General features: G+C 50.4%; 23 protein-coding genes. 17 read left to right on the forward strand and 6 right to left on the reverse strand.

Annotated features, from left to right (window positions below; genetic code table 11):
* Nucleotides 1-467: 467 nt before the first annotated feature.
* The 7 genes from MHI42_RS33465 (at nucleotide 468) to MHI42_RS33495 (ending at nucleotide 7767) form a co-directional block, all read left to right on the forward strand.
* A complete protein-coding gene (locus MHI42_RS33465; RefSeq protein ID WP_342421966.1) occupies nucleotides 468-1010 on the forward strand; it encodes a hypothetical protein in 543 nt (180 codons plus the stop codon).
* On the forward strand, nucleotides 1003-2505 hold the full coding sequence (locus tag MHI42_RS33470; RefSeq protein WP_342421967.1) for an AAA family ATPase: 1503 nt from the start codon (nucleotides 1003-1005) through the stop codon (nucleotides 2503-2505). Before MHI42_RS33465 ends, MHI42_RS33470 begins: the two co-directional genes overlap by 8 nt.
* Before the next feature lie 132 nt (nucleotides 2506-2637).
* The gene (locus MHI42_RS33475) at nucleotides 2638-3510 is read left to right on the forward strand and encodes a 3-hydroxyacyl-CoA dehydrogenase NAD-binding domain-containing protein (RefSeq protein ID WP_171716652.1); all 873 of its coding nucleotides are present in this window, start codon (nucleotides 2638-2640) and stop codon (nucleotides 3508-3510) included.
* A complete protein-coding gene (locus MHI42_RS33480) occupies nucleotides 3507-4715 on the forward strand; it encodes an acetate kinase (protein WP_042215445.1) in 1209 nt (402 codons plus the stop codon). Before MHI42_RS33475 ends, MHI42_RS33480 begins: the two co-directional genes overlap by 4 nt.
* Before the next feature lie 21 nt (nucleotides 4716-4736).
* Nucleotides 4737-6032: an asparagine--tRNA ligase gene (asnS, locus tag MHI42_RS33485; protein ID WP_171716651.1), complete on the forward strand. Its 1296-nt coding sequence runs from the start codon at nucleotides 4737-4739 to the stop codon at nucleotides 6030-6032.
* 23 nt (nucleotides 6033-6055) lie between these two features.
* Nucleotides 6056-6823, forward strand: a complete 768-nt coding sequence (locus MHI42_RS33490) for a DnaD domain-containing protein (RefSeq protein ID WP_342421968.1) — start codon at nucleotides 6056-6058, stop codon at nucleotides 6821-6823.
* Between the two features lie 143 nt (nucleotides 6824-6966).
* The gene (locus MHI42_RS33495; protein ID WP_342421969.1) at nucleotides 6967-7767 is read left to right on the forward strand and encodes an AAC(3) family N-acetyltransferase; all 801 of its coding nucleotides are present in this window, start codon (nucleotides 6967-6969) and stop codon (nucleotides 7765-7767) included.
* 107 nt (nucleotides 7768-7874) lie between these two features.
* Here MHI42_RS33495 and proC read toward each other — a convergent pair whose 3' ends face one another.
* The 3 genes from proC to proB form a co-directional block, all read right to left on the reverse strand.
* Nucleotides 7875-8741, reverse strand: a complete 867-nt coding sequence (proC, locus tag MHI42_RS33500) for a pyrroline-5-carboxylate reductase (protein WP_171716648.1) — start codon at nucleotides 8739-8741, stop codon at nucleotides 7875-7877.
* Between the two features lie 53 nt (nucleotides 8742-8794).
* The gene (locus MHI42_RS33505; RefSeq protein WP_342421970.1) at nucleotides 8795-10042 is read right to left on the reverse strand and encodes a glutamate-5-semialdehyde dehydrogenase; all 1248 of its coding nucleotides are present in this window, start codon (nucleotides 10040-10042) and stop codon (nucleotides 8795-8797) included.
* 95 nt (nucleotides 10043-10137) lie between these two features.
* Entirely contained in the window at nucleotides 10138-11241 is a 1104-nt protein-coding gene (gene proB, locus MHI42_RS33510) for a glutamate 5-kinase (RefSeq protein ID WP_342421971.1), read from the reverse strand.
* Between the two features lie 441 nt (nucleotides 11242-11682).
* Between proB and MHI42_RS33515 the strand changes: the two genes are divergently transcribed.
* The gene (locus MHI42_RS33515) at nucleotides 11683-11880 is read left to right on the forward strand and encodes a hypothetical protein (protein WP_342421972.1); all 198 of its coding nucleotides are present in this window, start codon (nucleotides 11683-11685) and stop codon (nucleotides 11878-11880) included.
* A gap of 83 nt (nucleotides 11881-11963) precedes the next feature.
* On the opposite strand, the gene MHI42_RS33520 is transcribed toward MHI42_RS33515, so the two are convergent.
* Nucleotides 11964-12875: a LysR substrate-binding domain-containing protein gene (locus MHI42_RS33520; RefSeq protein ID WP_171716644.1), complete on the reverse strand. Its 912-nt coding sequence runs from the start codon at nucleotides 12873-12875 to the stop codon at nucleotides 11964-11966.
* Between the two features lie 242 nt (nucleotides 12876-13117).
* Here MHI42_RS33520 and MHI42_RS33525 point away from each other — a divergent pair, with 242 nt between their 5' ends.
* The 9 genes from MHI42_RS33525 to MHI42_RS33565 all read left to right on the forward strand — a co-directional run bounded on the left by MHI42_RS33525 (nucleotide 13118) and on the right by MHI42_RS33565 (nucleotide 23950).
* On the forward strand, nucleotides 13118-13510 hold the full coding sequence (locus MHI42_RS33525; protein WP_342421974.1) for a hypothetical protein: 393 nt from the start codon (nucleotides 13118-13120) through the stop codon (nucleotides 13508-13510).
* Nucleotides 13511-13702: 192 nt separating this feature from the next.
* Nucleotides 13703-15127 (forward strand): 3-isopropylmalate dehydratase large subunit, encoded by a 1425-nt coding sequence (leuC, locus tag MHI42_RS33530; RefSeq protein WP_171716642.1) that lies wholly within the window; start codon nucleotides 13703-13705, stop codon nucleotides 15125-15127.
* 30 nt (nucleotides 15128-15157) lie between these two features.
* Nucleotides 15158-15760 carry a 3-isopropylmalate dehydratase small subunit gene (leuD, locus tag MHI42_RS33535; RefSeq protein ID WP_342421975.1) on the forward strand — a complete coding sequence of 201 codons (603 nt, stop codon included), beginning with the start codon at nucleotides 15158-15160 and terminating at the stop codon, nucleotides 15758-15760.
* Between the two features lie 217 nt (nucleotides 15761-15977).
* Nucleotides 15978-17552 (forward strand): N-acetylmuramoyl-L-alanine amidase family protein, encoded by a 1575-nt coding sequence (locus tag MHI42_RS33540; RefSeq protein WP_342421976.1) that lies wholly within the window; start codon nucleotides 15978-15980, stop codon nucleotides 17550-17552.
* A 163-nt stretch (nucleotides 17553-17715) separates the two neighbouring features.
* Nucleotides 17716-19158 (forward strand): N-acetylmuramoyl-L-alanine amidase family protein, encoded by a 1443-nt coding sequence (locus MHI42_RS33545; protein ID WP_342421977.1) that lies wholly within the window; start codon nucleotides 17716-17718, stop codon nucleotides 19156-19158.
* A 108-nt stretch (nucleotides 19159-19266) separates the two neighbouring features.
* Nucleotides 19267-19923 (forward strand): GerMN domain-containing protein, encoded by a 657-nt coding sequence (locus MHI42_RS33550; protein WP_171716639.1) that lies wholly within the window; start codon nucleotides 19267-19269, stop codon nucleotides 19921-19923.
* A gap of 82 nt (nucleotides 19924-20005) precedes the next feature.
* Nucleotides 20006-22756 carry an S-layer homology domain-containing protein gene (locus tag MHI42_RS33555; protein WP_342421978.1) on the forward strand — a complete coding sequence of 917 codons (2751 nt, stop codon included), beginning with the start codon at nucleotides 20006-20008 and terminating at the stop codon, nucleotides 22754-22756.
* A gap of 214 nt (nucleotides 22757-22970) precedes the next feature.
* A complete protein-coding gene (nth, locus tag MHI42_RS33560; protein WP_042138565.1) occupies nucleotides 22971-23681 on the forward strand; it encodes an endonuclease III in 711 nt (236 codons plus the stop codon).
* 2 nt (nucleotides 23682-23683) lie between these two features.
* On the forward strand, nucleotides 23684-23950 hold the full coding sequence (locus MHI42_RS33565) for a hypothetical protein (protein WP_039308864.1): 267 nt from the start codon (nucleotides 23684-23686) through the stop codon (nucleotides 23948-23950).
* Nucleotides 23951-24095: 145 nt separating this feature from the next.
* Here the strand turns inward: MHI42_RS33565 and MHI42_RS33570 are convergent, their stop codons facing one another.
* Nucleotides 24096-24653, reverse strand: coding sequence for a DUF2812 domain-containing protein (locus MHI42_RS33570; RefSeq protein WP_342421979.1), 558 nt, complete (start codon nucleotides 24651-24653; stop codon nucleotides 24096-24098).
* On the reverse strand, nucleotides 24643-24993 hold the full coding sequence (locus MHI42_RS33575) for a PadR family transcriptional regulator (RefSeq protein ID WP_342421980.1): 351 nt from the start codon (nucleotides 24991-24993) through the stop codon (nucleotides 24643-24645). The genes MHI42_RS33570 and MHI42_RS33575 overlap by 11 nt, the downstream gene beginning before the upstream one ends.
* Nucleotides 24994-25309 lie beyond the last annotated feature (316 nt).

Genomic DNA, 25309 nt, shown 5'->3' on the forward strand with positions numbered 1-25309 from the left:
AATCCGCCTAATCTGCACAAATAACGGAATCTGAGTCCGCGACAGCGGCAGACCAGCGGCAGACGGATTTTTTTGAAGCATCGACCTTAATAAAGAGGCAAACCAGCTTCAGCTTTGGACCTGGAGGAATTAATGCGACTTCCTATGTCCATGTTCATATAAAAGAGAGCGCCGTAGACATTTATATGCCTACAGGGCGCTCTTTTTCGTTATCCTTGCAGGCAAAGCTAATTCTGTACACATTTATTGCCGATAAGAAAGATAATCTACTGAAACATCCAGAAATTAGTATCAAAAATTTTAAATATATTCACACTTTTATGTAAAATCGTATATACACCTGTGATATACTACTACTTGTATCAGGACATGCTTAAGAGCATGTCAGTCTCGGAAGGGCGCTAGACACGCTAGATTGGTCATTATTATAGATTTATGTTCGGTCATCTTTGAGAGGAGGACGTTTCTTGAAACTGCGTCTTATGCCTGTACTGCTAACGTCTCTGCTGTCCGCTGCATTGTTATTCGGTGGCTGGTATTCGTACCGCGAGTTCGCTGTGCAGGAGCCGCTGCAAAAACTTGTGTCATCCTATGAGGGAGTGAAGGATTCCCATATTAGTATTAAACGCAATGAGGTTACTTTGAAACTTGATTTGCAGCCGGGCACGAAATTACGTGAGCTCGTGCAGTATGTATCCAAAGAGGGCAGCTCAGCTATCAACGGCCGGACGCTCAAATTGGATGTCGAACAGAACTCCAGCGCTTTGCTGGATGAGTATTGGGATAAAGCCATGTTCTCGGTTGCAGAGGCGATGGAGAGCCGGAAGTATACATTAATCCCTGCCAAGCTGGATGGTCTGAAGACGCAAGACAGCAAGTACAGCGGGGTTATAGCAACAACGGAAATTGATGACAACAATGTGTATGTGAGTCTGAGCAACGGTACAGAGAGTAAGTTCATCATTCTGCCGCGTGCGGCGGCTACGATGGGAGTGTGGAACAATGCCTAAGTATTGGAAAGAGGTCCTGGCCGGATTTGTTCCGGTCATGCTGATTTTTATGGTTTTTGTCGGGATTAACATTTTCCCTGTCATTATTGCATTCGGCATGGTCGCTGCCCTCCTGTTTATTGCCCACGCACGCGGCGGTCTGACGGTAAATGCAGGCGCAGATAAGAAACGCAAGAAGAATGGGCCGTCCAAGCTGACTTTTGAAGAAATCGGCGGCCAGGACAACGCTAAGCAGGAGCTGCGGGAAGCACTGGACTTTCTGATCCGGCATGAAGAAATCAGCAAATTCGGGATTCGCCCGCTGAAGGGGATTCTGCTGACAGGGCCTCCGGGAACCGGTAAGACGCTGATGGCCAAGGCTGCGGCACATTATACCAACTCTGTTTTTGTAGCGGCATCAGGCAGTGAGTTCGTGGAAATGTATGTGGGAGTCGGTGCCGGTCGCGTCCGTGATTTGTTCAAGGATGCCCGTACCCGTGCGCTTAAGGAAAATAAGCAAAGCGCCATTATATTTATTGATGAGATTGATGTCATCGGCGGCAAGCGTGAAGGCGGGCAGCAGCGTGAATACGACCAGACGCTTAATCAGCTGCTGACCGAGATGGACGGGATCTATAACAATGAAGCCCCGCGCATTCTGCTGGTAGCAGCAACGAACCGCAAGGAAATGCTGGACTCCGCACTGCTGCGTCCGGGACGTTTCGACCGCCACATTCAGGTGGACATGCCGGACAAGAAAGGCCGCAGGTCGATTCTCGATCTGCATGCCAAGAACAAACCGCTGCATGAAACGGTAAGCTTGGATAAAATCGCCGAGGAAGCTTATGGCTTCTCAGGTGCACAGCTGGAAAGCGTGATGAATGAAGCGGCGATTTACATGATGCGTGAGAATCTGACCCAGGTAGAGCAGCGTCATCTCTCGATGGCGATTGATAAAGTCATGATGGGTGAGAAGACGGACCGGGAAACGAATCATGAGGAGAAACAGCGGGTAGCGATTCATGAGCTGGGACATGCTATTATGGCTGAGCTGCTGCGTCCGGGAAGCGTTAGCCAGGTTACCCTGACTCCGCGCGGACAAGCTCTAGGGTATGTAAGACATAATCCGCAGACCGAGCAGTATCTGTACACGAAGGATTATCTGGAGAATCAGATTATGATTGCCCTGGGCGGAGCAGCTGCCGAAGAGATGTATTACGGCGGACGCAGTACCGGTTCACGCGGAGACTTTGACCAGGCGCTGAATATTGTCGAAACAATGATGAAATCGGGACTTACCTCCCTCGGGATTGCGAATCTGCAAATGGTAACGACTGAAGAGCTGATGAAAGAGAATAGTAAAATACTGGATGAGCTGATGGTCCGCACGAATGACCTGCTGAATAAGCAAAGAAATGTATTTGATTACTCTCTTGACATTTTAATGAAGGAAGAAGTTCTCTCCGGGGAGCAATTTCGTTGTCAATTTCGTGACAGTGTCCTTTTACCGGCATAATTCTTTATGCCGGTTATTTTTTTTTACTTTTCAGACATGCTAAGATATCATTATATGTCGGGCTACATATTTTTTTCGACAGACAAGGTACAATACAAAAGTATAGATACCTGAAAGGATGGAGACTTTTAAATGAATTTTAAAAAGATCGGTGTCATCGGCGGTGGCACAATGGGACAAGGGATTGCTGAAATGCTGGCAGCCAAGGGCCTGGATGTAATGCTGGTGGAGAAAACTGCAGACAGACTGAACTACTCCTACGAAATGATCGAGACCAGTCTCGACAAACAGCTGGAGAAATGGGCCATTACCCAGGCGGAGAAGAAACTGATTCTTAGCCGTATCCAAAAAGTGACACATTTTGCTGAACTGAGCTCCTGCGATATGGTCATCGAGACCATCGTTGAAGATCTGGAAGCGAAGCAGAAGGTATTCAATCAGCTCGATCAGGTGTGTCCGAGCCACATTATCCTTGCCAGCAACACGTCAACTTTAAGTTTGACAGAGCTTGCAAGCTCGACAATGTATCCGGAACGCGTAATCGGCATGCACTTCATACATCCTGTAGCGAAGGTTGATCTGGTTGAAATCGTGCGCGGACTGAAAACTTCCGAAAGCACTTTTGAAGATACCAAAACCTTTGTTGATGAGATCGTTGAGAAAAAAGGCGTAATGATCTATGAATCCCCGGGATTTGTAACCTCACGCCTCATTTGCCTGTTCATTAACGAGGCTATGCATGTGCTGCAGGAAGGTGTCGCTTCTCCTGAAGATATTGATGATGCTATGCGCATTGGCTACCAGTTCCAGAACGGACCGCTTGAAATGGCAGACCGTTTCGGTCTGGATTCCGTTCTTGCTGCACTTGAGAACATGTTCCGTGAATACGGCGAACTCAAGTACCGTCCTTCCACGATTCTTAAGAAGATGGTACGTGCAGGTCAACTGGGTGCGAAATCGGGCGAAGGCTTCTTCAAGTATGACAAGGATGGTGACCGTGTATGAATATCTTAGTTATTAACTCCGGCAGTTCTTCATTGAAATACCAGCTGTACAATATGACAGATGAATCTGTACTGGCCAAAGGTCTGGTAGAACGTATCGGAATGGATTCCTCCATTCTTAATCACAAGCCAACCGGCAAACAGGAAGTAACAGAAGTAAGCGAAATTCTGGAACACAACACAGCAATCCGCAAAGTGCTTGCTTGTCTGACTGACAAGGAACATGGCGTAATTGCTTCCACCGACGAGATCAATGCCGTAGGGCACCGCGTAGTACACGGGGGGGAATTCTTCAAGGCTTCCGCACTTGTAGATGCAGATGCGAAGACGAAGATCCGCCAGTTGTTTGACCTTGCGCCGCTGCATAACCCGGCTGCTATGATGGGGATTACAGCGACTGAAATTAATATGCCTGGTGTGCCTCAGGTAGTTGTATTCGATACTGCCTTCCACCAGACGATGCCTGAGAAGGCTTATATGTATGCCATTCCGAGAGTGCTGTACAACAAATACAAAGTCCGCCGCTACGGCGCGCATGGTACTTCCCATGATTTCGTCAGCAAAGCTGCTGCAGATTATCTGGACCGTCCGCTGGGCGAACTGAAGATTATCACTTGCCACATCGGTAACGGTGCCAGCGTGACTGCAGTTGCTGGCGGCGTATCGGTGGATACTTCCATGGGTATGACTCCGCTGGAAGGCCTGATGATGGGTACACGCAGCGGTGATCTTGACCCGGCAATTGTTCCTTATGTGATGAACAAGGAAGAGCTGTCTGTCGGTGAAGTGAACTCCATGCTGAACAAGCACAGCGGACTGCTGGCTATTTCTGGCGTTAGCAGTGACATGCGTGATATTATTGACGGTGCGGAGAAAGGCGAGGCTAATTCTACGCTTGCTTTTGAAATGTACGAGTACCGTTTGCGTAAATACATCGGTTCTTACGCAGCTGCCATGAACGGCGTAGATGTAATTGTGTTTACTGCCGGTGTGGGCGAGAATGCTTCCCTGCTGCGTGAAAAAGTACTGAACAATCTTACGTTCCTCGGAATCGAACTGGATGCAGAAGCTAACAAGGTCCGCTCCGGCGATCCGCGCCGCATCTCTACGGCTGGTTCCAAGGTTCAGGTGCTTGTGGTTCCGACAAACGAAGAGCTTGTCATTGCACGTGATACTTACAGTATTGTGCAAGGAATTAACGGCTAAATTAGAGGAGAGATCTTAGGCATGGCTAACAAGAGTGTAATCAAGAAGGTGAATGAGCATGTTGGAGAGAGTGTTGTTATCGGATGTTGGGTTAACAACAAGCGCTCCAGCGGCAAAATTCAGTTCCTGCAGCTTCGGGATGGTACAGGCTATATCCAGGGCGTTGTGGTGAAATCGGAAGTGCCTGAGCAGGTCTGGGATGATGCCAAGAGCCTTACCCAGGAAAGCTCACTGTATGTTACCGGAATTATCCGTGAAGAGCCCCGCAGCCAGTCAGGTTATGAAATGACGGTTACAGGTATAGAGGTATTGCATCTTACTGAGAATTATCCGATTACGCCCAAGGAGCATGGTGTTGACTTCCTGATGGATCACCGTCATCTCTGGCTGCGTTCTTCCAAGCAGCGGGCAGTAATGGTGATCCGTGCGGAGATTATCCGTGCGGTTCAGCAGTTCTTCAATGAGAGTGGATTCACGAAGGTTGACCCGCCAATTCTGACTCCAACGTCAGCTGAAGGTACGACCAACCTGTTCCATACGAAGTATTTCGAAGAGGATGCGTACCTGACCCAGAGCGGACAGCTGTACATGGAAGCCGCAGCAATGGCTCTCGGACGCGTATATTCCTTCGGACCTACCTTCCGTGCGGAAAAATCCAAAACCCGCCGCCACTTAATCGAGTTCTGGATGATTGAACCGGAAATGGCGTTCACGGACCATGAAGAAAGCTTGCGTGTGCAGGAAGATTTCATCAGCTTTGTGGTGCAGTCCGTACTTACGAACTGCCGTGCTGAGCTGGAGGCGGTTGGCCGCGATGTCTCGAAGCTGGAGAACATCAAAGCGCCGTTCCCGCGTATTTCCTACGACGATGCAATCAAGTTCCTGAATGAAAAAGGCTATGAAATCGCCTGGGGCGATGATTTCGGTGCACCTCATGAAACGGCTATTGCCGAAATGAGCGACAAGCCGGTCTTCATTACCCACTATCCGGCTTCGTTCAAAGCCTTCTACATGAAGCCGCATCCAGAGCGTCCGGAAGTGGTGCTGTGCGCGGATATGATCGCTCCTGAAGGCTACGGTGAGATTATCGGCGGATCACAGCGTATCGACGATCCGGCGCTGCTGGAAGCCCGTTTCAAGGAACATAATCTTTCGATGGATACCTACAAATGGTACATGGATCTCCGCACTTACGGTTCCGTTCCTCACTCCGGCTTCGGTCTGGGGCTGGAACGTACAGTGGCCTGGATTTGCGGTCTGGACCATGTACGTGAAACGATTGCCTTCCCTCGTACGCTGTACCGTCTTTACCCGTAAGGATGGGCAAAGGGGGCTTAAGTATGGACGGAAAAGGATGGAATACCTGGGGCGAAGGCGTAGCCTTCGGCCTGGAGAACGGAATGGCCGTCATTCCTTATGCACTCTTGAAATATTACCGGAAGCTGAATCTGACCGGCAGTGAGGCAATGCTGCTGATTCATCTGCTCTCGTTCCGGCAAGTGGAGGGGATTGATTTCCCTTCGCTTGAGGAGCTGCAGGCCGTAACCGGACGCAGTATCTCGGTTATTGCCGGAGAGCTGCAGAAGCTCATGAAGGAAGGATTCATCAGCATCGACGGAGACAACGATGAGCTGCGCGATATCCATTATGAGCGCTACAACTTCTCCGGACTGTACGGCAAGCTCGGTGCTTATCTGGCCGAAGTCTCGCAGGAGAATTCGCAGGAGAAGCGCAGCCGTACTGAGAGTGAGCCGGGTTCCCGGGCTGCCGCCCATTATTCCGGGTCACCTGCACCGGAGGGCGGTTATGACCGGCCGGCCGTACCGGTTGGCACCGAAGCAGAGGAGAGTCGTAACCTGTTCAGTATTTTCGAGAAGGAATTCGGCCGTCCGCTGTCTCCGATGGAATGTGAGTCCATTTCCGGCTGGGTGGATGAGGACCGGTATCCTGAGGAGCTGATTCTGCTTGCACTGAAGGAATCAGTCTTCGCCGGGAAAGTTCATTTCCGCTATATTGACCGCATTCTGCTGGAATGGGCCCGCAACCGGGTGAAGAATGCCCAGGATGTCAAAGCCTATTCCCAGAAGTTCCGCAGCGGCGGAAGATGAAATCATAACGTCACCATGCCTGTCATAGAATGAATTGAATTCAAGGGCACTGCTTTCCAGGGTATACCGGAGACAACCCCGCAGCTTACTGCGGGGTTGTCTTTTTTGTATGTTTATTGAGTTCAGAAAAGGGAGTGGAGCGTATGACCGAACGTAAAGAACCCAGGCAGATTCTTACGAAGGAAGAGCTGGTGGAACAATTAAGGGCTTGCGGGATCAAGGAAGGACAGAGCTTGATAGTACATGTATCCCTTAGCCGTCTGGGTTTCGTGATTGGCGGGGCGGAGACGTTAATTCGTGCGCTGCTGGAGCTTGTCGGTGTGAACGGCACCCTGATGATGCCTTCGCAGACCTGGAAGAATCTCGATCCTGAGACCGGGGTGCACTGGGAAGAGCCTGCGGAGTGGTGGCCGCTCATTCGTAAGCACTGGCCTGCGTACGACAAGGAAGTTACTCCGGCGATCGGGATGGGAGTAGCGGCAGAAATGTTCTGGAAATGGCCGGGAGCCGTCAGATCGGATCATCCGGCCCGTTCTTTTGCCGCGCTCGGCAAACATGCGGAGTATCTGGTGAAAGACCATGATCTGAGCAATATCTTTGGCGCCGGTTCACCCCTGGACAAATTGTATCAGCTGAACGGGCATATTCTTCTGATTGGCGTAGGCTATGACAAGAATACATCGCTGCATCTGGCCGAGACCCGTGCTGACTATCCGGGGAAGCAGATGGTTAATGAGAGCAGTGCAGTTCTGGTGGAGGGTGTCCGCAAGCGGGTAACTTACCCGACACAGGCAGTAGATGATAGTGATTTTGTCCCATTGGGGCAGGAGTATGAGCAGGCGGTGAATCTGCAGATTCACCGGGCCGGGAATGCAGAGGTAAGATTAATGGAACTCAGGTCATTGGTGGATTGGGCAACGGTTTGGATGGAGCAGCATAGGTAGGGGGAAGGCAGACAAACAAATAGCCCGCAGCTGCTTCGGGGGAAGCAACTGCGGGCTATTTGCTGTGGAACTGGGGATAATAATGGACACGTACTAATCCTAAAGAATTATTGCAGCTCTTTCTCCAAAGCCGATCCCATTTCACGGGAACGCTCGGCACAGCGGTTAACGGCAGCGATGACCGTTTCGAAAAAATCTCCGCGTTCCAGCACTTCAATCGCGGCTTGGGTAGAGCCGTTCGGCGAGGTGACCTTCTTGCGGAGCGCGGCAGGTTCTTCACCCGTCTGCTGCACCATCCGCGCAGCTCCCAGCACGGTCTGAACCGTAAGCTCGCGGCTCTGCTCAACCGGCAGTCCGCCGCGGATGCCGGCGGCAATCATGGCCTCCATCATGTAGTAGATATAAGCCGGTCCGCTGCCGGAAATCCCTGTTAAGGTTTCCATCCGCTCCTCATCAATTACGGCCGTTAACCCGACAGCTTCGAAGATATTAAGGGCTGTGCGGCGGCCCGGTTCGTCAACCTCCTTGGAGAAGGCTATGCCGGTTGCACCCAGGCCGATGGAGCTGGAGGTGTTAGGCATCGAGCGGACTACAGGCTGCTGTGTACCCAGCAGACCCTGCATGGTGCGGATCGTAAGTCCGGCAATCACGGAAATTACGAGCTGATCCGGCGACAGCAGCGGGCCCAGGTTACGTAATGCTTCTGCGGCATCCTTGGGTTTCATCGCAAGCACAATTACGGGTGCTGTACGCAGAGCTTCTGTTTTTTGTTCGGGATCATTGAAGCCCAGAACGCCATAACGGCTGCGCAGCTCGGCCAGACGTTCGCTGCTGCTGCGGTTTAGCATGATGATTTTGCCGGATTCCACTACGTTCCGGGCGATCATTCCGCGCACAATTGCCTCAGCCATCGAGCCTGCGCCATAAAAAACGATATTATGATTAATAAGTGGTATGGATGGTTGCTGACACATGGCTGGTAGTCCCCCTAAAAAGTTATGTTAGCTTATGAAGCATGGATACTTGATTATCCCCTAATCTGGCCGGAGCCATGGATAATATACTTGCTTGAAGTCAGCGCAGGCAGCCCCATCGGGCCGCGGGCGTGCAGCTTCTGGGTGCTGATCCCGATTTCGGCACCAAAGCCGAATTCGAACCCGTCAGTGAACCGGGTGGAGGCATTATGATATACAGCGGCGGCATCCACTTCCTGCAGGAAGCGGGCAGCATTATCGGCATCCTCTGTCACAATGCACTCAGAATGTTTGGTACTGAACTCGGCGATATGCCCGAGAGCCGCTTCCAACGTGTCCACGATTTTGACATTGAGAATATAGTCACTGTATTCCGTGGCGAAATCCTTCGATGTAACCGGCAGAGCCCAAGGGACAAGAGCGATTGTAGCCGGACAGCCGCGCAATTCCACATGGACACCGCGGAAGGCCTCTGCCAAAGCCGGCAGATGACTGGCTGCGAAATCACGGTGAACGAGCAAAGTCTCCATGGAGTTGCAGACAGAAGGCCGCTGCGCCTTCGCATTCAGGCTGATCCGCTGCGCCATCCCGGGTTCGGCAGTGGCATCCAGATAAGTATGGCATATGCCTGCACCTGTTTCAATTACCGGTACCGTGGCATTAAGCACGACATTCTGTATCAGTGAGCTTCCGCCGCGCGGAATGATGACATCCAGCAGGCCGTTCAGCTTTAGCATTTCATCTACGGAGGAGCGGTTGGGATCTTCGATCAGCTGCAGGGCATCAGGCGGCACTGCTGTACCCGCCAGTGCGCGGTGTAGTACCTCTGCGATCGCACGGTTCGAGGAAAGAGCGGACGAGCCGCCGCGCAGGACCACGGCATTGCCAGTTTTGAGACACAGGCCCGCAGCATCAACGGTTACGTTCGGACGGGCTTCATAGATGATACCGATAACGCCAAGCGGAACGCGGACCTTTTCGATAAAAAGGCCGTTCGGGCGTTCGATGGTTTCCAGATTGTCACCAATCGGATCAGGCAGCACGGCGATTTGCTGCAAGCCCTCAGCGATGCTGTCAATCCGGCCTGTATCCAGTGCCAGCCGGTCGAGCATCGACTCCGTTGTCCCGTTTAGCCGCCCGCGCTCCAAGTCTTCGGTGTTGGCGGCAATAATGTAATCTGCTTCGGCGCGCAGGGCTGCGGCCATAACAAGCAGAGCTTCATTCTTCTGACCGGTAGTCAAGCTTGCGAGTACCCCTGTGGTCGCTTTGGCCAGCGTTGTTTTGTTTACCACTTCACTCATGACGATTCCCCCTAAAAGTTTTGTTGGCATATGCATCTATGAAACTGCTTCGGACAAAACTCTCTTCGAAAGCATACGCTAAAAGTTTTGTTGGCTTAACGCAGTGTAATCCATTCGTCGCGGTGGATAACCTCGAGCCGGTGCACCTCACCGAGCCTTGGGACAATCTCGCGGCTGGGAAGCCCCTGGATGCTGCGGAGCTGGGTATCATCATAATTGACGATGCCCCGTCCAAGCAGTTTGGCATCCGGGCCGAGTACTTCTACGACATCTCCCGAATGGAAGCTGCCCTCGATTCGTCTGACCCCGACCGGCAGCAGGCTATGCCCTCCATGGAGCAAAGCTTCTACCGCGCCGTCGTCAACGTACAGGGAGCCCAGCGGGGTGGACATGAATCCAAGCCATTGTTTTTTGACGGGCAGGGAGGAGAGGGTCGTGGCAAAATATGTGCCTTTGCCTGTACCTTCAGCTGCAAGTGAAAGATCCCCAGGCTCCGTAACTCTGCCTACAAAGACAGGAACGCCTCCCCGGGTGGCAATCTTGGCAGCATCGATCTTCGAACGCATGCCGCCAGTACCTACGCTTGAGCCTGCGCCGCCTGCAATAGCATAGATCTCCGGTGTAATCTCTTCGATATGCTGATACCGGACCGCATCCGGATGCTTGCGCGGGTCCCCGCTGTAGACGCCATCCATATCCGTCAGGACCAGCAGCCGCGAGGCCTTCAGGAGATTGGCGACCAGCGCCGACAGGGTATCATTATCACCGAATTTCAATTCGTCTACCGATACAGTGTCATTCTCGTTGAACACGGGTACAGCGCCCAGCCGGAGCAGCTCCTCCACAGTCATCATGGCGTTGTTCATGGCGCGGCGGCTGCAGAAGTCCGTGCGGGTCAGAAGAATCTGTGCGGTAGGAATACCGTGCCCGGCAAAGGCCTCCTGGTAAGCCTGCATGAGCATAACCTGTCCTACCGCTGCTGCGGCCTGCTTCTCGTACAGCAGCTTGGGGCGGGACGGGTAACCGATGGCACGGAATCCGGCCGCCACCGCTCCTGAGGTAACCAGCAGGACTTCACAGCCTTGCTTGCGGAGTGCGGCAATCTCGGCGGCGAAGAAGGCGACCGCAGACCGGTTCAATCCGCCCTCAGGGCCGCTCAGTGAGCTGCTGCCGATTTTGACCACGATTCTTGTCGTCATTGTCTTTCACTTTCCTCTCCAATTTCAATCGCTGTCAGCCCGAAAATGACAAAAAGCCCCCATCCTTAGACTTAGCAAAGGACGAAAGCTTGGTTAACTTCCGCGGTACCACCTTCATTGATGAGGGTTCATCCGACTTCATTCTCGTAACGGGAGTATCCGTCCTGCAGGGCAGGCCGCTCGGGGGTAGGATTCGGAATGGACATCCGCGGTAAATTCTCCCAGCCTTCCGGAATTTACTCTCTGCACGCGAATCATTGTCAATTCTTACTGGTCCCGTCTGCACGTTTCACTATTTGTCATTTAGAATACCATGGGAAAGCAGGGTTTGCAAAGAGCCGTCCGGCGAAATTTTTGGGATGGAAGGGGAGCGGATTTAATGTTTGACCTTCCGGGGGACGGGTAAAGTATTTATAATCTGTTACCAGGAGGTGGATTGATTTGAGTAAGAGCACTAATGTCCAGCAGGAACAGAATCAAAATGCCAAAGAAGCCGCCAAAATTCAAAATAAGGCGATCAGAGAGTTTGTCGAGGATAAAGCCGGAGATTCCCGTACTAAGGGACCGGTTGATGAGAGTACAGCCCGTCTGCCGGATGATCAGAACCGTCTGATCACGCAGCATAATTTGCGTAAATAAATAATTGCTCCCCGAGAAAATACAGCAAATGCCCATCCGGCTTCAAGACAGGAGCCGGATGGGCATTTGCATTTTTCTGCTGTTTATTCGTCCGCCAGTCCGGCAACCGTTGCTTTGAAGGTTTCAATGAAAGCTTCGGCGGCCCGGGATAAGTAGCGTCCGCGCCGGTAAGCGACGACCAGGGTACGGCTGGGTACCGGATCAGCCAAGGGCAGGTAGACAGGTACGAATTCACTCCGCGGAGCACGAGCGATGAAATGGGGCACCAGCGTTACCCCCATACCGGTGGCTACAAGCGACTGAACGGTCTCCATATTATTGCTTTCAAAAACAATCTGCGGCTCAAAACCGGCTTCACGGCAGAGTTCAACGGTCATTTTACGGAAGCCCTGACCTTCTTTGAGCACGATAAAAGGTTCATTCTTAAGCTCATGCAGTGAGGTGCGGATACCCTGAGCACTCCGCGCTGCCAACGGATGCTCAGGCGGGACCGCCAGATCGATCCGTTCCTCGCCAAGCACCTCATAGGCCAGAGTCGGAATCTCCAGCGGCAGGGAGAGCAGGCTTAGATCCGTCTGGCCGCTGGCAGTCAGCTTCTCCAGATTCATAGAGGAGTCCTCCAGCAGGGTGATTTCAACCTCGGCATATTTGCTTTTGAATACCGGCAGTACATGCGGCAGCAGATGCGCACCGGTGATCGGCATGCTGCCAACCACGACCCTTCCGGTCCGCAGCTGGGAGATATCGGACATTTCCTGGCGCAGCAGCTCCACGGCATCAATGATCGCCTGGGCCTGCTCAACAAATTTCTCCCCGGCATGGGTCAGCTCAACGGAGCTGGTATTACGCTGGAAGAGAAGGACACCCAGCTCTTTCTCCAGTTTGGAGAGCTGCTGGCTCAGTGAGGGCTGGGCGATATGCAGCTTGTCTGCTGCACGTGAGAAGTTTCTTTCTGCAGCGATCTGAAGTGTGTATTGCAATTGTCTGAGTTCCACGGACAGGCTCCTTTAATATAAAAAATGGATATTTGTCTATAAGTATAACCTATAGATATCAGATTTAGTATAGGCAAATTATTTGACAGCCGAAAGGTTGGTGTGCTTCAGTAGGTTGGTAATTTTACATAATATGCATATTAAATATCTTTATTTTGAACATAAGTATATACTTAAATTATTCTTCAGGAGCCCTTATGCATGCTCTAGGCATACGTTCTTCAAATAAACGGGGGTGTATTATGGGTGTTTTGGCAAGGATAATGCAATCATTTGACGAGATCGAGCAACAGCTGGAGTATTTTATTTATAATAATTCTGTAATTGAAGCTTTGGAGGAGCCACATGACTATCAGCACGGAGAGGCAGGCTTTTGGTCGAAACCGCAGCCTCACCAGGCCCATATGCAGAAGCATGTGCTGGCGGATTATTTACGCTTAACCGCACTTTGCAGCCAAATGCTGGTCAATGTCAAAAGTGAACAATATCACAAGTTTGGGCAAAGCACTGCTATCGTTCTGAATCATATCAGGCAGAACACATTGCTCCCTAACAGTACACTTGAAGATGTTTTTAATGAGATAAAGCAGGAAATGAACATTCAGCGCGGAATAATTGCTGATACATACCCTTAAGGAGCTGTAGAAGATTGAAGGGTAAGGTTCCATTTCAAGCTTACTGCAGGTCTGCATTATAGGATGAACCTATAAGTGCTATAGAAATCATATCTTGGAATTATAAACGTACTGATGTTATATTTAGAACATTCAAGAGAGACTCCACGCTCTCTTCCAAATGGAACGATTCTACTATATGAGGTGAAATTCATGGGCAACAAGACAATGTTTGAAAAGATTTGGGATAATCACGTTATTCATCAAGAGGAAGGCAAGCCAAGCATCATTTATATCGATCTGCATCTGGTTCATGAGGTTACTTCTCCGCAGGCCTTTGAAGGATTGCGCTTGAGCGGCCGTCCGGTCCGCCGTCCGGGACTTACTTTCGCGACTATGGATCATAACGTGCCTACCAAGGACCGCTACAATATTACAGATCCGATCTCCAAGCAGCAGATAGATACCCTTTCACAGAACTGCCGTGATTTCGGTGTCAGACTGTTCGATCTGAATGATATTGACCAGGGTGTTGTACACGTTATGGGGCCCGAAATCGGCCTGACACATCCCGGCAAGACCATTGTCTGCGGGGACAGCCACACCTCCACACACGGAGCGTTCGGTGCGCTTGCCTTCGGGATCGGCACCAGCGAAGTTGAACATGTGCTTGCAACCCAGTGTCTGCAGCAGTCCAAGGCGAAGACGATGGAAGTCCGCTTCACAGGCAACCGCAATCCGGGAGTAACCGCCAAGGATATGATTCTCGGCGTCATCGCCAAATACGGTACGGATTTTGCGACTGGTTATGTTATCGAATATACAGGCGAAGCAATCCGTGAACTGTCGATGGAAGAACGCATGACAGTCTGCAATATGTCGATTGAAGGCGGAGCTAGAGCCGGCCTGATCGCACCCGATGAGACTACGTTCAACTATCTGCGCGGACGTCAATATGTGCCTCAAGGTGAAGCTTATGACGCTGCTGTGGAGATCTGGAAAGGTCTTGTAAGCGATGAAGGCGCACAGTATGACACTATCGTAGAATTCGATGTAGAAACGCTGATTCCGCAGGTTACCTGGGGTACCAGCCCGGGAATGGGTACGGACATCAACTCAAGTGTACCTAACCCTGCAGACTTCACCACTGAAAACGAACGTAAAGCTGCTGAAAAAGCGCTTGAATATATGGATCTGGCGCCAGGTACGCCTATCTCTGAAATCGGTATTGATTATGTCTTTATCGGCTCCTGCACCAACGGCCGGATTGAGGATTTGCGGGCTGCGGCTCAAGTAGCCAAAGGCCATAAGGTATCCGATAAGGTGACGGCAATTGTTGTACCGGGCTCCGGACGCGTTAAGCTGCAGGCTGAGAAGGAAGGTCTGGACAAGGTCTTCACAGAAGCCGGTTTTGAATGGCGTGAAGCAGGCTGCAGTATGTGCCTGGCTATGAATCCGGATGTTCTGCAGCCTGGACAACGCTGCGCATCGACCTCCAACCGTAACTTTGAAGGACGCCAGGGACGCGGCGGACGCACGCATCTGGTTTCTCCTGCTATGGCGGCTGCGGCTGCAATTAAAGGACGGTTCACCGATGTCCGTGACTGGAATTACAAGACGGAAGCCGTCAACTCATAGAATAATTGAGAGAGCAGGAGGACATAGCAAATGGAAGAATTCAAGAAATTAACAGGTATTGTAGCCCCGGTAGACCGGGTTAATGTAGATACGGATGCAATCATTCCGAAGCAATTCCTGAAACGGATCGAGCGTACCGGGTTTGGACAATTTCTTTTTTACGAATGGCGTTTTGATGAAGCAGGAAATGATAATGCAGCGTTTGAGATGAATAAGCCGCGCTATCAGGGAGCATCCGTGCTGATCTCGCGTGCGAACTTCGGCTGCGGCTCCTCCCGGGAGCATGCACCTTGGGCTATCATGGATTACGGCTTCAGAGTGGTAATCGCACCGTCCTATGCCGACATCTTCTATAACAACTGCTTCAAGAACGGCATTCTGCCGATCAAGCTGTCGGAAACGCAGGTGGATAACCTGTTCAGCCGTACCGCAGAGCATGAAGGCTATACACTGACTGTAGATCTGGAGAACAACAGATTGAGCGATGAATACGGCCTTGCCATTACGTTTGAGCTGGATGAGCACCGCCGCCAGTTTCTGCTGCAGGGATTGGATGATATCGGTCTGACGCTTCAGCACGCAGATGAGATTGCCGCGTACGAAGAACGTCATGCGGCCAAGCTTTTCGGCTAAGCAATGCCGGGATGCTTGCAGGGAAGAGAGTGAACATCTGGCGAAGAAATTCGTAAACTTTACAAATTTTACACAAAACTTCTATTTCCGGGTGTCGGAAATAGAAGTTTTTTTGCTATAATCGATATATTCATTGCCTGTGAAGGCAACTTTTGGGGATTTCTGTCGTCTTAATCTTATCTATGGTTCTATCAATTGACAAAAGGGAGAGGAAAGGATGAAGAAAGCCGGACAACGGATGTTATTCCTACTGCTGCTGCCGCTCTTGTTACTGTCATTCGCCGGCCATGAAGCTGCCGCTGCCGCAAGCAGCCAGGGAAGGATTGTGATGGACAGTAAGGAGCTTGCGCTGCCCAAAGGAGTCATCCTTGAGAACGTGAATGGAAGCGTTATGATTCCGATCCGGGTGGTGGTGGAGAACCTTGGTTTTGAAGTGCTCTGGGAGCAGACCACCCGCAAAGTAACCGTCCAGCAGGACGGCAAGACAGTACAGCTCGCAGTAGGAAGCAAGACGGCTGAAGCCGATGGCGTAAGTCTGCTGCTGAATGCCGCACCCAAGCAGAATGGCGGTACTGTACTGGTTCCTATCCGTTTCGTGAGTGAACAGTTCGGACTCAGTGTCGGCTGGGATAATTCCGACAAAACAGTCTACTTAAGCGGCGGAATTCCGCTTGAATCCCCTGTATCTGCAGATCCGCTGCCTTCAGCTACCGTGGCGCCTGAAGCCTCTGCAGGCCCTGTGGTTGCAGTGCAATCCCCTGCTCCGACACAGCTGCCTCAGACCAATACAGAGAATACTGAAGAGGTCGAGGGCAGTATTACGGCCTCTCCGACTCCTGCAGTTACGTCCCCGACAGTGAAGGGGGCTGTATTCAGTGAGAACCGTCTTATTGTTGCGGTTGCCGGAGGTGCCAAGCCTACGGTAACCAAGATTACCGGACCTGACCGGATTGTAGTTGATTTTCAGGGAGCTGCGTTTGCCTCTGATTTCAGCGGCAGCTTTCCGGGGGTATCTGCCAGCGGCAGTCCGCAGGGAAGACTGGACGTAAGCGGCTACCCGCTGGTATCTGAGATACGCTATGCACTGTTCAGCACCAGTCCTTCTACGGTCCGGTTCGTAATCCAAACCGCAGGCAGCCAGAATTACCAGCTGAGTACGGATGACAGCACAGGGCTGGTGACGGTAGATCTCAACACGGGGAATAGCGGAGCTGGCACACCGGTGAATACAGGACTTACCGGCAAGCCTATTGTAGCGCTTGATGCAGGTCATGGAGGTACGCAGCCGGGAGCAATCAGTCTCACAGGCAAAGCGGAAAAAGACTTCAATCTTGCAGTTATCCTTAAAGTTGGAGCAATTCTCACACAAGAGGGCTGGGCAGATGTTGTATACACACGAACGTCGGATGTTACTCTCGGTCTGCAGGACCGTGTGAAAATTGCTGAAGCTGCAAAGGCTACGCTGTTTGTTTCGCTGCATGGGAATTCGTTAGATGTAGGGTATCCGAACCGTGACAAAGTCAATGGCAGTGAAACCTATTACAGCCGCAGCGAAAGTCTTCCGCTTGCCCAAATCATGCAAAAGCATCTGGTAGCCGGTACAGGGTTCAAAGATAACGGCGTCAGATCGAAGAGTCTGCATGTCACCAGAGAAACAAGCATGCCAGCTGTTCTGCTGGAGGCAGGTTATCTAACGAATCCGGGAAATGAAGCGGCTATGTACAGCGAGCAGATGCAAAATAATCTGGCGCGGGAAATTGTAGCGGGAATTAAGGAATATCTTGGGCTTTAAGTAACGCGGCAAGGGAGCTGCGTGTGAACAGTCCTGATTTTTAATGGTATTTATTCGCAACTTTTAAGTTCATCAGGCGTCTAAACTATGTCGAAGGTTGTCAGTAGGATAGCACCAAGAACGCTCGTTTGGGGGCGGAATACTAGAGTCTTAGAGGTGAAGAATGAAGAAATTTGCTTGTATGCTGTTGCTGCTGTTGTTCTTTGTTGTGATTCTGCCGGGGCATGGACAAGCTGCTGCGGCTACCAACAAGATTTTCCTGGATGGACAGGAACTGACCGCAGGGCAGGATGTTCCGGTGGAAAATGTAAACAACTCCATTATGGTGCCGCTAAGAATGATCGCTGAGAACCTTGGATACAAGGTAGACTGGAATCAGACAAGCAAGACCGTTACGATTGAACAGCAAGGTAAGACTATGCAGCTGATCGTGAATCAGACTGCAGCCTCCGTAGACGGCAAGACCGTGGTCTTGACCACGTCACCGCTTCTGCGGAACGGTACAACTCTCGTGCCGATCAGATTCATCGGAGAGCAGTTTGGCCTTACAGTCAAATGGGACAATACGAAGAAGATTGTAGATCTTATTACCCCGGAAATCCCGGATACTAACACGGAAACAGGTGGAAGTAACGGAGACGGGGGAACCGTTGTAGTGCCGCCGGATGATGCGGCAAGCGGCCTGAGCATGATTAACGGAATCAGCTTCAACGAGAACAGGCTAAGCATTGCACTTGAGGGCAGCACCCAGCCGAAGGTTTCCAAAGTGAGCGGACCGGACCGGATTGTAATTGACCTGCCGAATGCCACTTTCTCGGATGTATTCGGTACAGGCCAACAGCTGGATCCCAACCTGAACGGTATGCTTACGGTTACGGATTATCCGGATGTATCCGGTGTGCGTTACTCGCTGTATAGTACCGCCCCGTACACTGTACGTTTTGTAATTGACCTTACTACTTCGAGAAATTATAGCGTTGAAGTTTCGGGCGATGTCTCCAAGCTGATTGTCATTGATTTGAATGCGCAGAGCACTGGAGATACTTCTACACAGCCCGGCAACAGCGGGCGTAAACTGGTGGTGCTCGATGCCGGGCATGGCGCCAAGGATTCCGGGGCCGTTGGGGTTACCGGTAAATACGAGAAGAATTTCAATCTGGCTGTTATTCTGAAGGCGGCGGAGCTGCTGAAGCAGGAGAACAAAATTGACGTGGTTCTGACCCGCAGTGATGATACCTTCCTTGAACTGAAGGACAGGGCGGCAATTGCCAACAACCTCAAAGCTGATTTATTCATCTCTGTTCATGCCAACAGCAGCGGCTCGTCCGCAGCAAGCGGAACGGAGACCTACTATCAGCGCGAAGCCAGCAAGGCTCTGGCGAATGTGATGCACAAGTATCTTGTACTGGCTACCGGACTTAGTGACCGGGGTGTACGTTACGGCAACTTCCACGTTATACGCGAGACAACGATGCCTGCGGTACTGCTTGAAGTTGGCTACCTCAGCAACAAGAATGATGAGGCACTTCTGTTCACGGAATCACTTCAGAACAAAGTTGCTGCATCAATGGTCAGCGGGATTAAGGAATATCTCGGGGTTCAATAACAGCGGGCGGCAGCCAGGGCCGCAAAGTCGGATTTCGGCCATAGATTGGGGTCAGAGGACTTTGCGGCCCTGTCCTGCCCGTATTCATATGGAGGGGGTTATTTAGTGATGAACAAGAAATTGACATATGCAGGTATAGCAGTATTACTGCTCGCAGTAATTTCGGGATGCGGTGACAAACCAACCGCCTCACCGGCAGATGCAGCGGGACAGGATTCATCCTCCGTATCGAGCGGAGCTGAAGGAAACGCAGGGAACGACAGCAACGCTAATAGCACTAATGCACCTCAGGCTACAAGTACGCCGGAACCGGCAGCCACGGAAGCCCCTGTAGCTACTGAACAGCCGGCAGCGCCAGAGAAGCAGAGCCAGAATATCAAGGTCTATTATACAGATCCGCAGCAGACAGATCTGGTGGCGGCCGAAGTCTCTGTCAGCTTCACAGATGCCAAAGACAAATACACAGAGGCCTTTAAGGCTCTTCAGAGCAGCAAGAATGCCGACCAGATTCCGCTGTGGAGCAAAATTGAGCTGAAATCTCTGGAATTCACGAATGGACAGATTGTCCTGGATATCCATAAGCCGGATGAAGCACAGCTTGGTGCAGGCGGTGAGGCCCTGGCAATCAGCGCGTTGTCCCAGACCTTCTTCCAGTTTGAAGAAGTGAAGAATATCGATGTTCTGGTAGACGGAGAACAAGTGGAGAGCCTGATGGGGCATGTGGATCTAGTGCATCCAATAACGCGTGAGAACAACGGATTGTAAGCATTGCGCAGGAAATAGGCCAATGGCTGACGAAGTAGGCAACATAGAAATTCAGATGAGCCATAGAGAGGGGAATATCTAATTGTCCGGTCACAAAAAATTAAAGCGTAAGGTTCAATCTTATTCTGCTAAAGCGGTGTCCGCCGTTCTGGCCGGCACTATGGTGCTTGGCGGCACGGGAGCAGCTTTTGCCGACACCACATCAACCGGAACGCCGGCAGCAGCCGTAACTCCCCAGTCAGCAGCAACAGCTGCAGGAATATTCAGTGATGTCAAAACAGCCTTCTGGGCCGAGAAACATATCTACAAGCTGGCAACCCAAGGCATCGTTGTGGGGAATAACGGTTTATTCCGTCCGGGTGACTCTGTTACGCAGCAAGAGGCTGTGCTGATGGCGCTGCGCTTTATGAAGCTGCAGGGCAACGTGAACACAAGCACAGATGTGGTTCTTCCTGCTGATTTCATTGTAACTAACTACTACAAGCCTTATGTTGTGCTGGCTTTTCAGCAGGGACTGCTGGATAAGACAGTAGAAATGGCTGCAGATAACCTGAAGAACTCCTGGGGAGAGCGCAAGGCCAGCCGCGAGTGGGTCGCAGAATTACTGGTCCGGGCACTGGGTAAGAGTGCATCAGCAGCAGCGGCAGCGGGTGAACCGACCGGTTTTGCCGACGATTCCAAGGTATCTGCGAATAAGCGCGGCTATATTAACACCGCAGTTGATTTGGGCCTGGCCAATGGACTGGACGGCAACCGCTTCGATCCGCAGGGCGCAGTTACCCGTGCCCAGCTAGCCACCTTCTTCAGCCGTGCTGAGGCACACAACACGCTTGACTACGACAATACATTCAAAGGAACGGTAAGTTCACTGAAAGACGGCAAGCTGACACTATTCAATAACGGCAGCACTACGGACTTCACTTTGAATGCGAACACTGCTTATTTCACAAGTACTTCGGAGACCCGCATCTCTCTGAACGAGATACAGCCCTACACCAAGGTGACTGTTATCGGAGCAACCTATAACGCAGCATATGTAGAACTGACAGATCCTACACAACAACTCGATCAGGCGGAGGGGACGTTTACCAAGATCTCTTCGGGTATCGTCTGGGTGGATTCAGCTTTGGGTTACGATCAATATGACTATGATGCCGAAACTGTATTCACCGATGTGAATGGGTCAGTGATCCAACCGTCATCAATTACTGCGGGCAGCAAAATAAGATTAACACGTGAAACGTACAGCGGTTCTCATAAAGTGGTGAAGGTCCAAGTGACCTCTGGCGTAGTTAATAAGACTGCAACCGGCACAATTCATAATGTAGATGCGGCTTCCAAGAGCATAACGTTCAAGAATACAGACGGAACAACGGAAAGCTTCAAGTGGGAAGATGGAGTTTCCCTATTCAGCTCCCAGAATTCCATTCTTCTGCCGGCTGATATGAAGGCAGGTGCTGCTGTCTCCTACACAATCAAGGATAACGTGATCCGTTCTGTGGAAGTTACTTCAGGTGTAGAGCGTACTGTTAAGGGCTTTATCTATGAGCTGACGAATTCTACTATTGTCTATCAAAAGACGGATGGAAGCCGTGAAGTTAAACTTCTGGCCAGCAAACCGGTAATTGTAATTCCGAATGTGGCTAATCCTGTGATTGGTGATCTTATCTCTGATAAAACTGGCGGAGACAATGTTCAGCTTACGCTTAACAGCAGTGATCAGGTGACCCAAATTGAGGTGGTCAGCCGGCAAATCAATCAGTTTACCGGAGCAACGGTGGTTGATTTCAATGCGAAGACACAATTCCTTACCTTTACTGATAATGATGGAAAAGCACATGTAATAAAACTGGATACAAGTACTAAAATGGTTTATGATGGCGTTCCGACAACTTCCATTACCAGTATGGGTGCAAGACTTGCCGAAAACCGGAAAGTGGATGTGACTGCCATTAATGAGCGGGCACTGTCGGTTGAGCTATCAACCAAATATTCCGGTACACTGACTGCGATTAATGCTTCGGCTAGGACCATTGTTTTCAAAATGAGTAATGGCCAGCTGATGACCATGGGCTATCCGCTTGCCGTAGATATATTTGGCAAAACAGGTGCGACTATGGCAGATGTTTCGGTGAATGTACCAGTAACTGCAATACTCACCGGCAATCAAGAGGTAATTTCGGTCCTGCGGGTAGCTTCATCTGCACAGCTTGAGGTTGCAGGAGTGAATGCCAATACCAACAAAGTCACTGTCAAAACAGGCAGTGGAACCAGCGATATTTACGTAGCGGCCGTTCCACTTAGCAATGAAGCCGGCCAGACAATTACTCTTAGTGAGATAAAGACTGGCGATTATGTGAACATTAACTTTGACGGGACTACAGCATTATCGCTGCAGTCGGTTAAGCAGTATTCCGGACAAATCTCATCAGTGGACGCTGCAGCGAAAACCTTGACCGTGAAGGATTATTCCGGAGTGTCTCAGAATTTCACCGCCAGCGCAGGGGTGAGAATTACCCGGGATGGTGTAACCACTACTGATCTGAGCGGCCTTACTACAGCGGACCGGGTATTAGCGCGTAAGGATGCCAGCGGGGTAATCATAATCTCGGTATTCAGTCAGCTTAGCCGTACCTTCTCGCGTTATGAGACTGCGACCAATGAAGTGATGACCAAACGCGCTACTCTGAATGAAAATTATAAGTTTGTGCTTGCGGCAAACGCATATATTCATCAAGGTGACACGACTTTACCCGTGCAATCTCTCAAAGAAAATGATAATATTATAATGTATTTCAACAACGACAAGATCGTGGAAATAGTGAAACAATAATCGTTTTGGTGATTTTCCGTGTGAAACACCGTCTTGATTCAGGCTTTTGCCCTGAATCAAGACGTTTTTTTTGAAATATAAGGACAGCGCTGTGTTCACTTGAACGCTATGGAAGTATACGATATAATGTATTCTTTGCTTATATTTCTTTTATCTAGAGAAGTTATGCCCGAGTGATCAACTTCGGGTGTAAGTACTCCGTGGAGGGGACGCTATGAAAGTTGCAGAAGTCCGCCACATCCTGGATACCATCGGAGGCATGTTCCCTGATGCGCATTGCGAGCTGAACCATAGTAACGCTTTTGAGCTAACCATAGCGGTGCTGCTCTCGGCCCAATGTACGGACGCAACAGTGAACAAGGTGACCGAGGACCTGTTTCAGAAGTACAAAGCTCCAATCGACTACATTTCAGTGCCGCTTGAAGAGCTCGAGCGGGATATCCGGCGGATTGGCTTATTTCGCAACAAGGCCAAGCATATTCAGAACCTCTGCTCCATTCTGATTGAGCAGTATGGCGGCGAAGTGCCTCAGGCCCATGATTTGCTGGTAACTTTACCGGGTGTCGGCCGCAAGACTGCGAATGTGGTCATATCCAACGCTTTCGGCGTACCGGCCATTGCCGTGGATACTCATGTGGAACGGGTAGCCAAACGGCTCGCGCTTGCGGGCTGGAAAGATTCGGTGCTGGAAGTGGAGAAAAAGCTGATGAAGGCGGTGCCGCGTGACGAATGGACGCTAACGCACCACCGGCTGATCTTTTTCGGGCGTTATCACTGTAAGTCGCAGAATCCGCAATGTCAGGTCTGCCCGCTGCTGGATGTATGCCGGGAAGGCAAAAAACGTATGAAAACCGCTGTAATCAGGAAAGATAAGGTTCATACGAAATCAAACAAAGATTTAGAGATGAAGAAGAGGATGGGATAGAGATGAAGTGCATTTCTGTATACACCGATAATTTTGAAGCGTTCTCCGATATTTTTGACCGTGTGGTGGACAGCCCTATGGAAGAAAATGAAGAGCAGGAAGTAGAGGGCATCACAATCAGTCACTCCGGCGATGTGCCTGAGTTCTACCTGGAACGTATGTCCGTGAAACCTGAAGTGGTTGTAATGAAGGACAAAGCCCGCGGCCTCACTATTCTGCAGCACGGTAAAGTGTTCGAAATCCTGCTTCCAGTCCTGGAAACAGCTTAATAGCAATTCATATGTACAAAGAGCCGGCCCTTGGGCCGGCTCTTTGCGTTAAAATATAAGAATATATAGGTTTGGGGCCCGGCAAATTCCTGAGTAAACATCGAAGATAAGGCCTTAGTGTGTTAGGTGTTATATGCGTGGTTGGCTAATCTGAGAACGCTCTAAGCCTTAGAGAATAGGCGATGTAAACCATAAGAGAAGGCAGGAAGAACACGGCACACAGCAGCAGGGAAACATGCGAGATGTTTTGAAGCAGCTGATGGTCCCACACCTGTCGGGAAAGATATAGCAGCACACAAGTGATGAGCGTCAGCAGCATGACTACAATAGCGAAAATTTTGCTGGTACGGGTGATTTTGCGGTATTTCTCATAGAGTGTTGAGCGGTCTGTATGAATGGGAACGGTTCCCGGTTCAGCAACGAAGATATGCATATCCCCGGCGGAACACACATAAGCCCAGCCGCTGTCAGCGAACATTTCACGGTACTCATTCTCGTCCTTCTGCGGCACATGCTGGATGTCCAGACAATAAATTTGCTTATGCGCTGGACCTCTGCGGACAATGAAGCCAGAACCAAACAGGGAGAACCGCTCCAGCAGCCAGCCTTTCTCTGACAACCTGCTTAATTTATTCATTTCATTCTGCTCGGCAAAAGCCAGTCCTTTAGACGGAATGTACCGTGTCTGCTTATTATTTTTCATGAGTCAACGCCTCCTTAGCATTTAGCTGTGCTATGTTCCCGTGCCTCGACATGCGCAGTCTCCGTTCAATCTCAGCCTCCACCAGAGCCGTTCCGCTTGAAGTAATCTGATAGGTCTTGCGCCGCTCATCCTCATCCTCGTTCAATAGAATGTAGCCGGATTTCTGCAGTTTCTTAATTAGTGTATAGAGTGTAGCGGGTCCCATTCTGACCTCGCCTTCGGTTAGCTCTTCGATGTACTTCATGATTGCATAGCCGTGCTTCGGAGTGAGCAACGCGAGCAGAATATAATAAGCTGAGTCGGATAATTGCTCCATTTGCAATGGGTTATTCTTGGTCATTACACACCTCCTGTCCGATAATAGAAGATCCTTAGTTGTATATCCAAGTTGGTTATATCTAAGTTGGATATATCCGATATGGATATAGTAATAAATCTGGAATCATCTGTCAAGGGGGGATTAGTCCAGCGAAGTCTTGTTTTTCGTGAAGGATTATAGCTGATTTTGTAAAAGCGGCTAGTTGATTTGTGACAATCTGATGATAAAATGTAATTATTCTATTCTTGCTGATCAGATAAACATACTAATGTTATAGCTTCACATAAGTGGAAGCCCGAAGCCTATAAATTATTATCTATAAATATAATTGGATGCA

Source organism: Paenibacillus sp. FSL E2-0178, from assembly GCF_038593005.1.
In the GTDB taxonomy this organism is placed as follows: Bacteria; Bacillota; Bacilli; order Paenibacillales; family Paenibacillaceae; genus Paenibacillus_AQ; species Paenibacillus_AQ phytohabitans.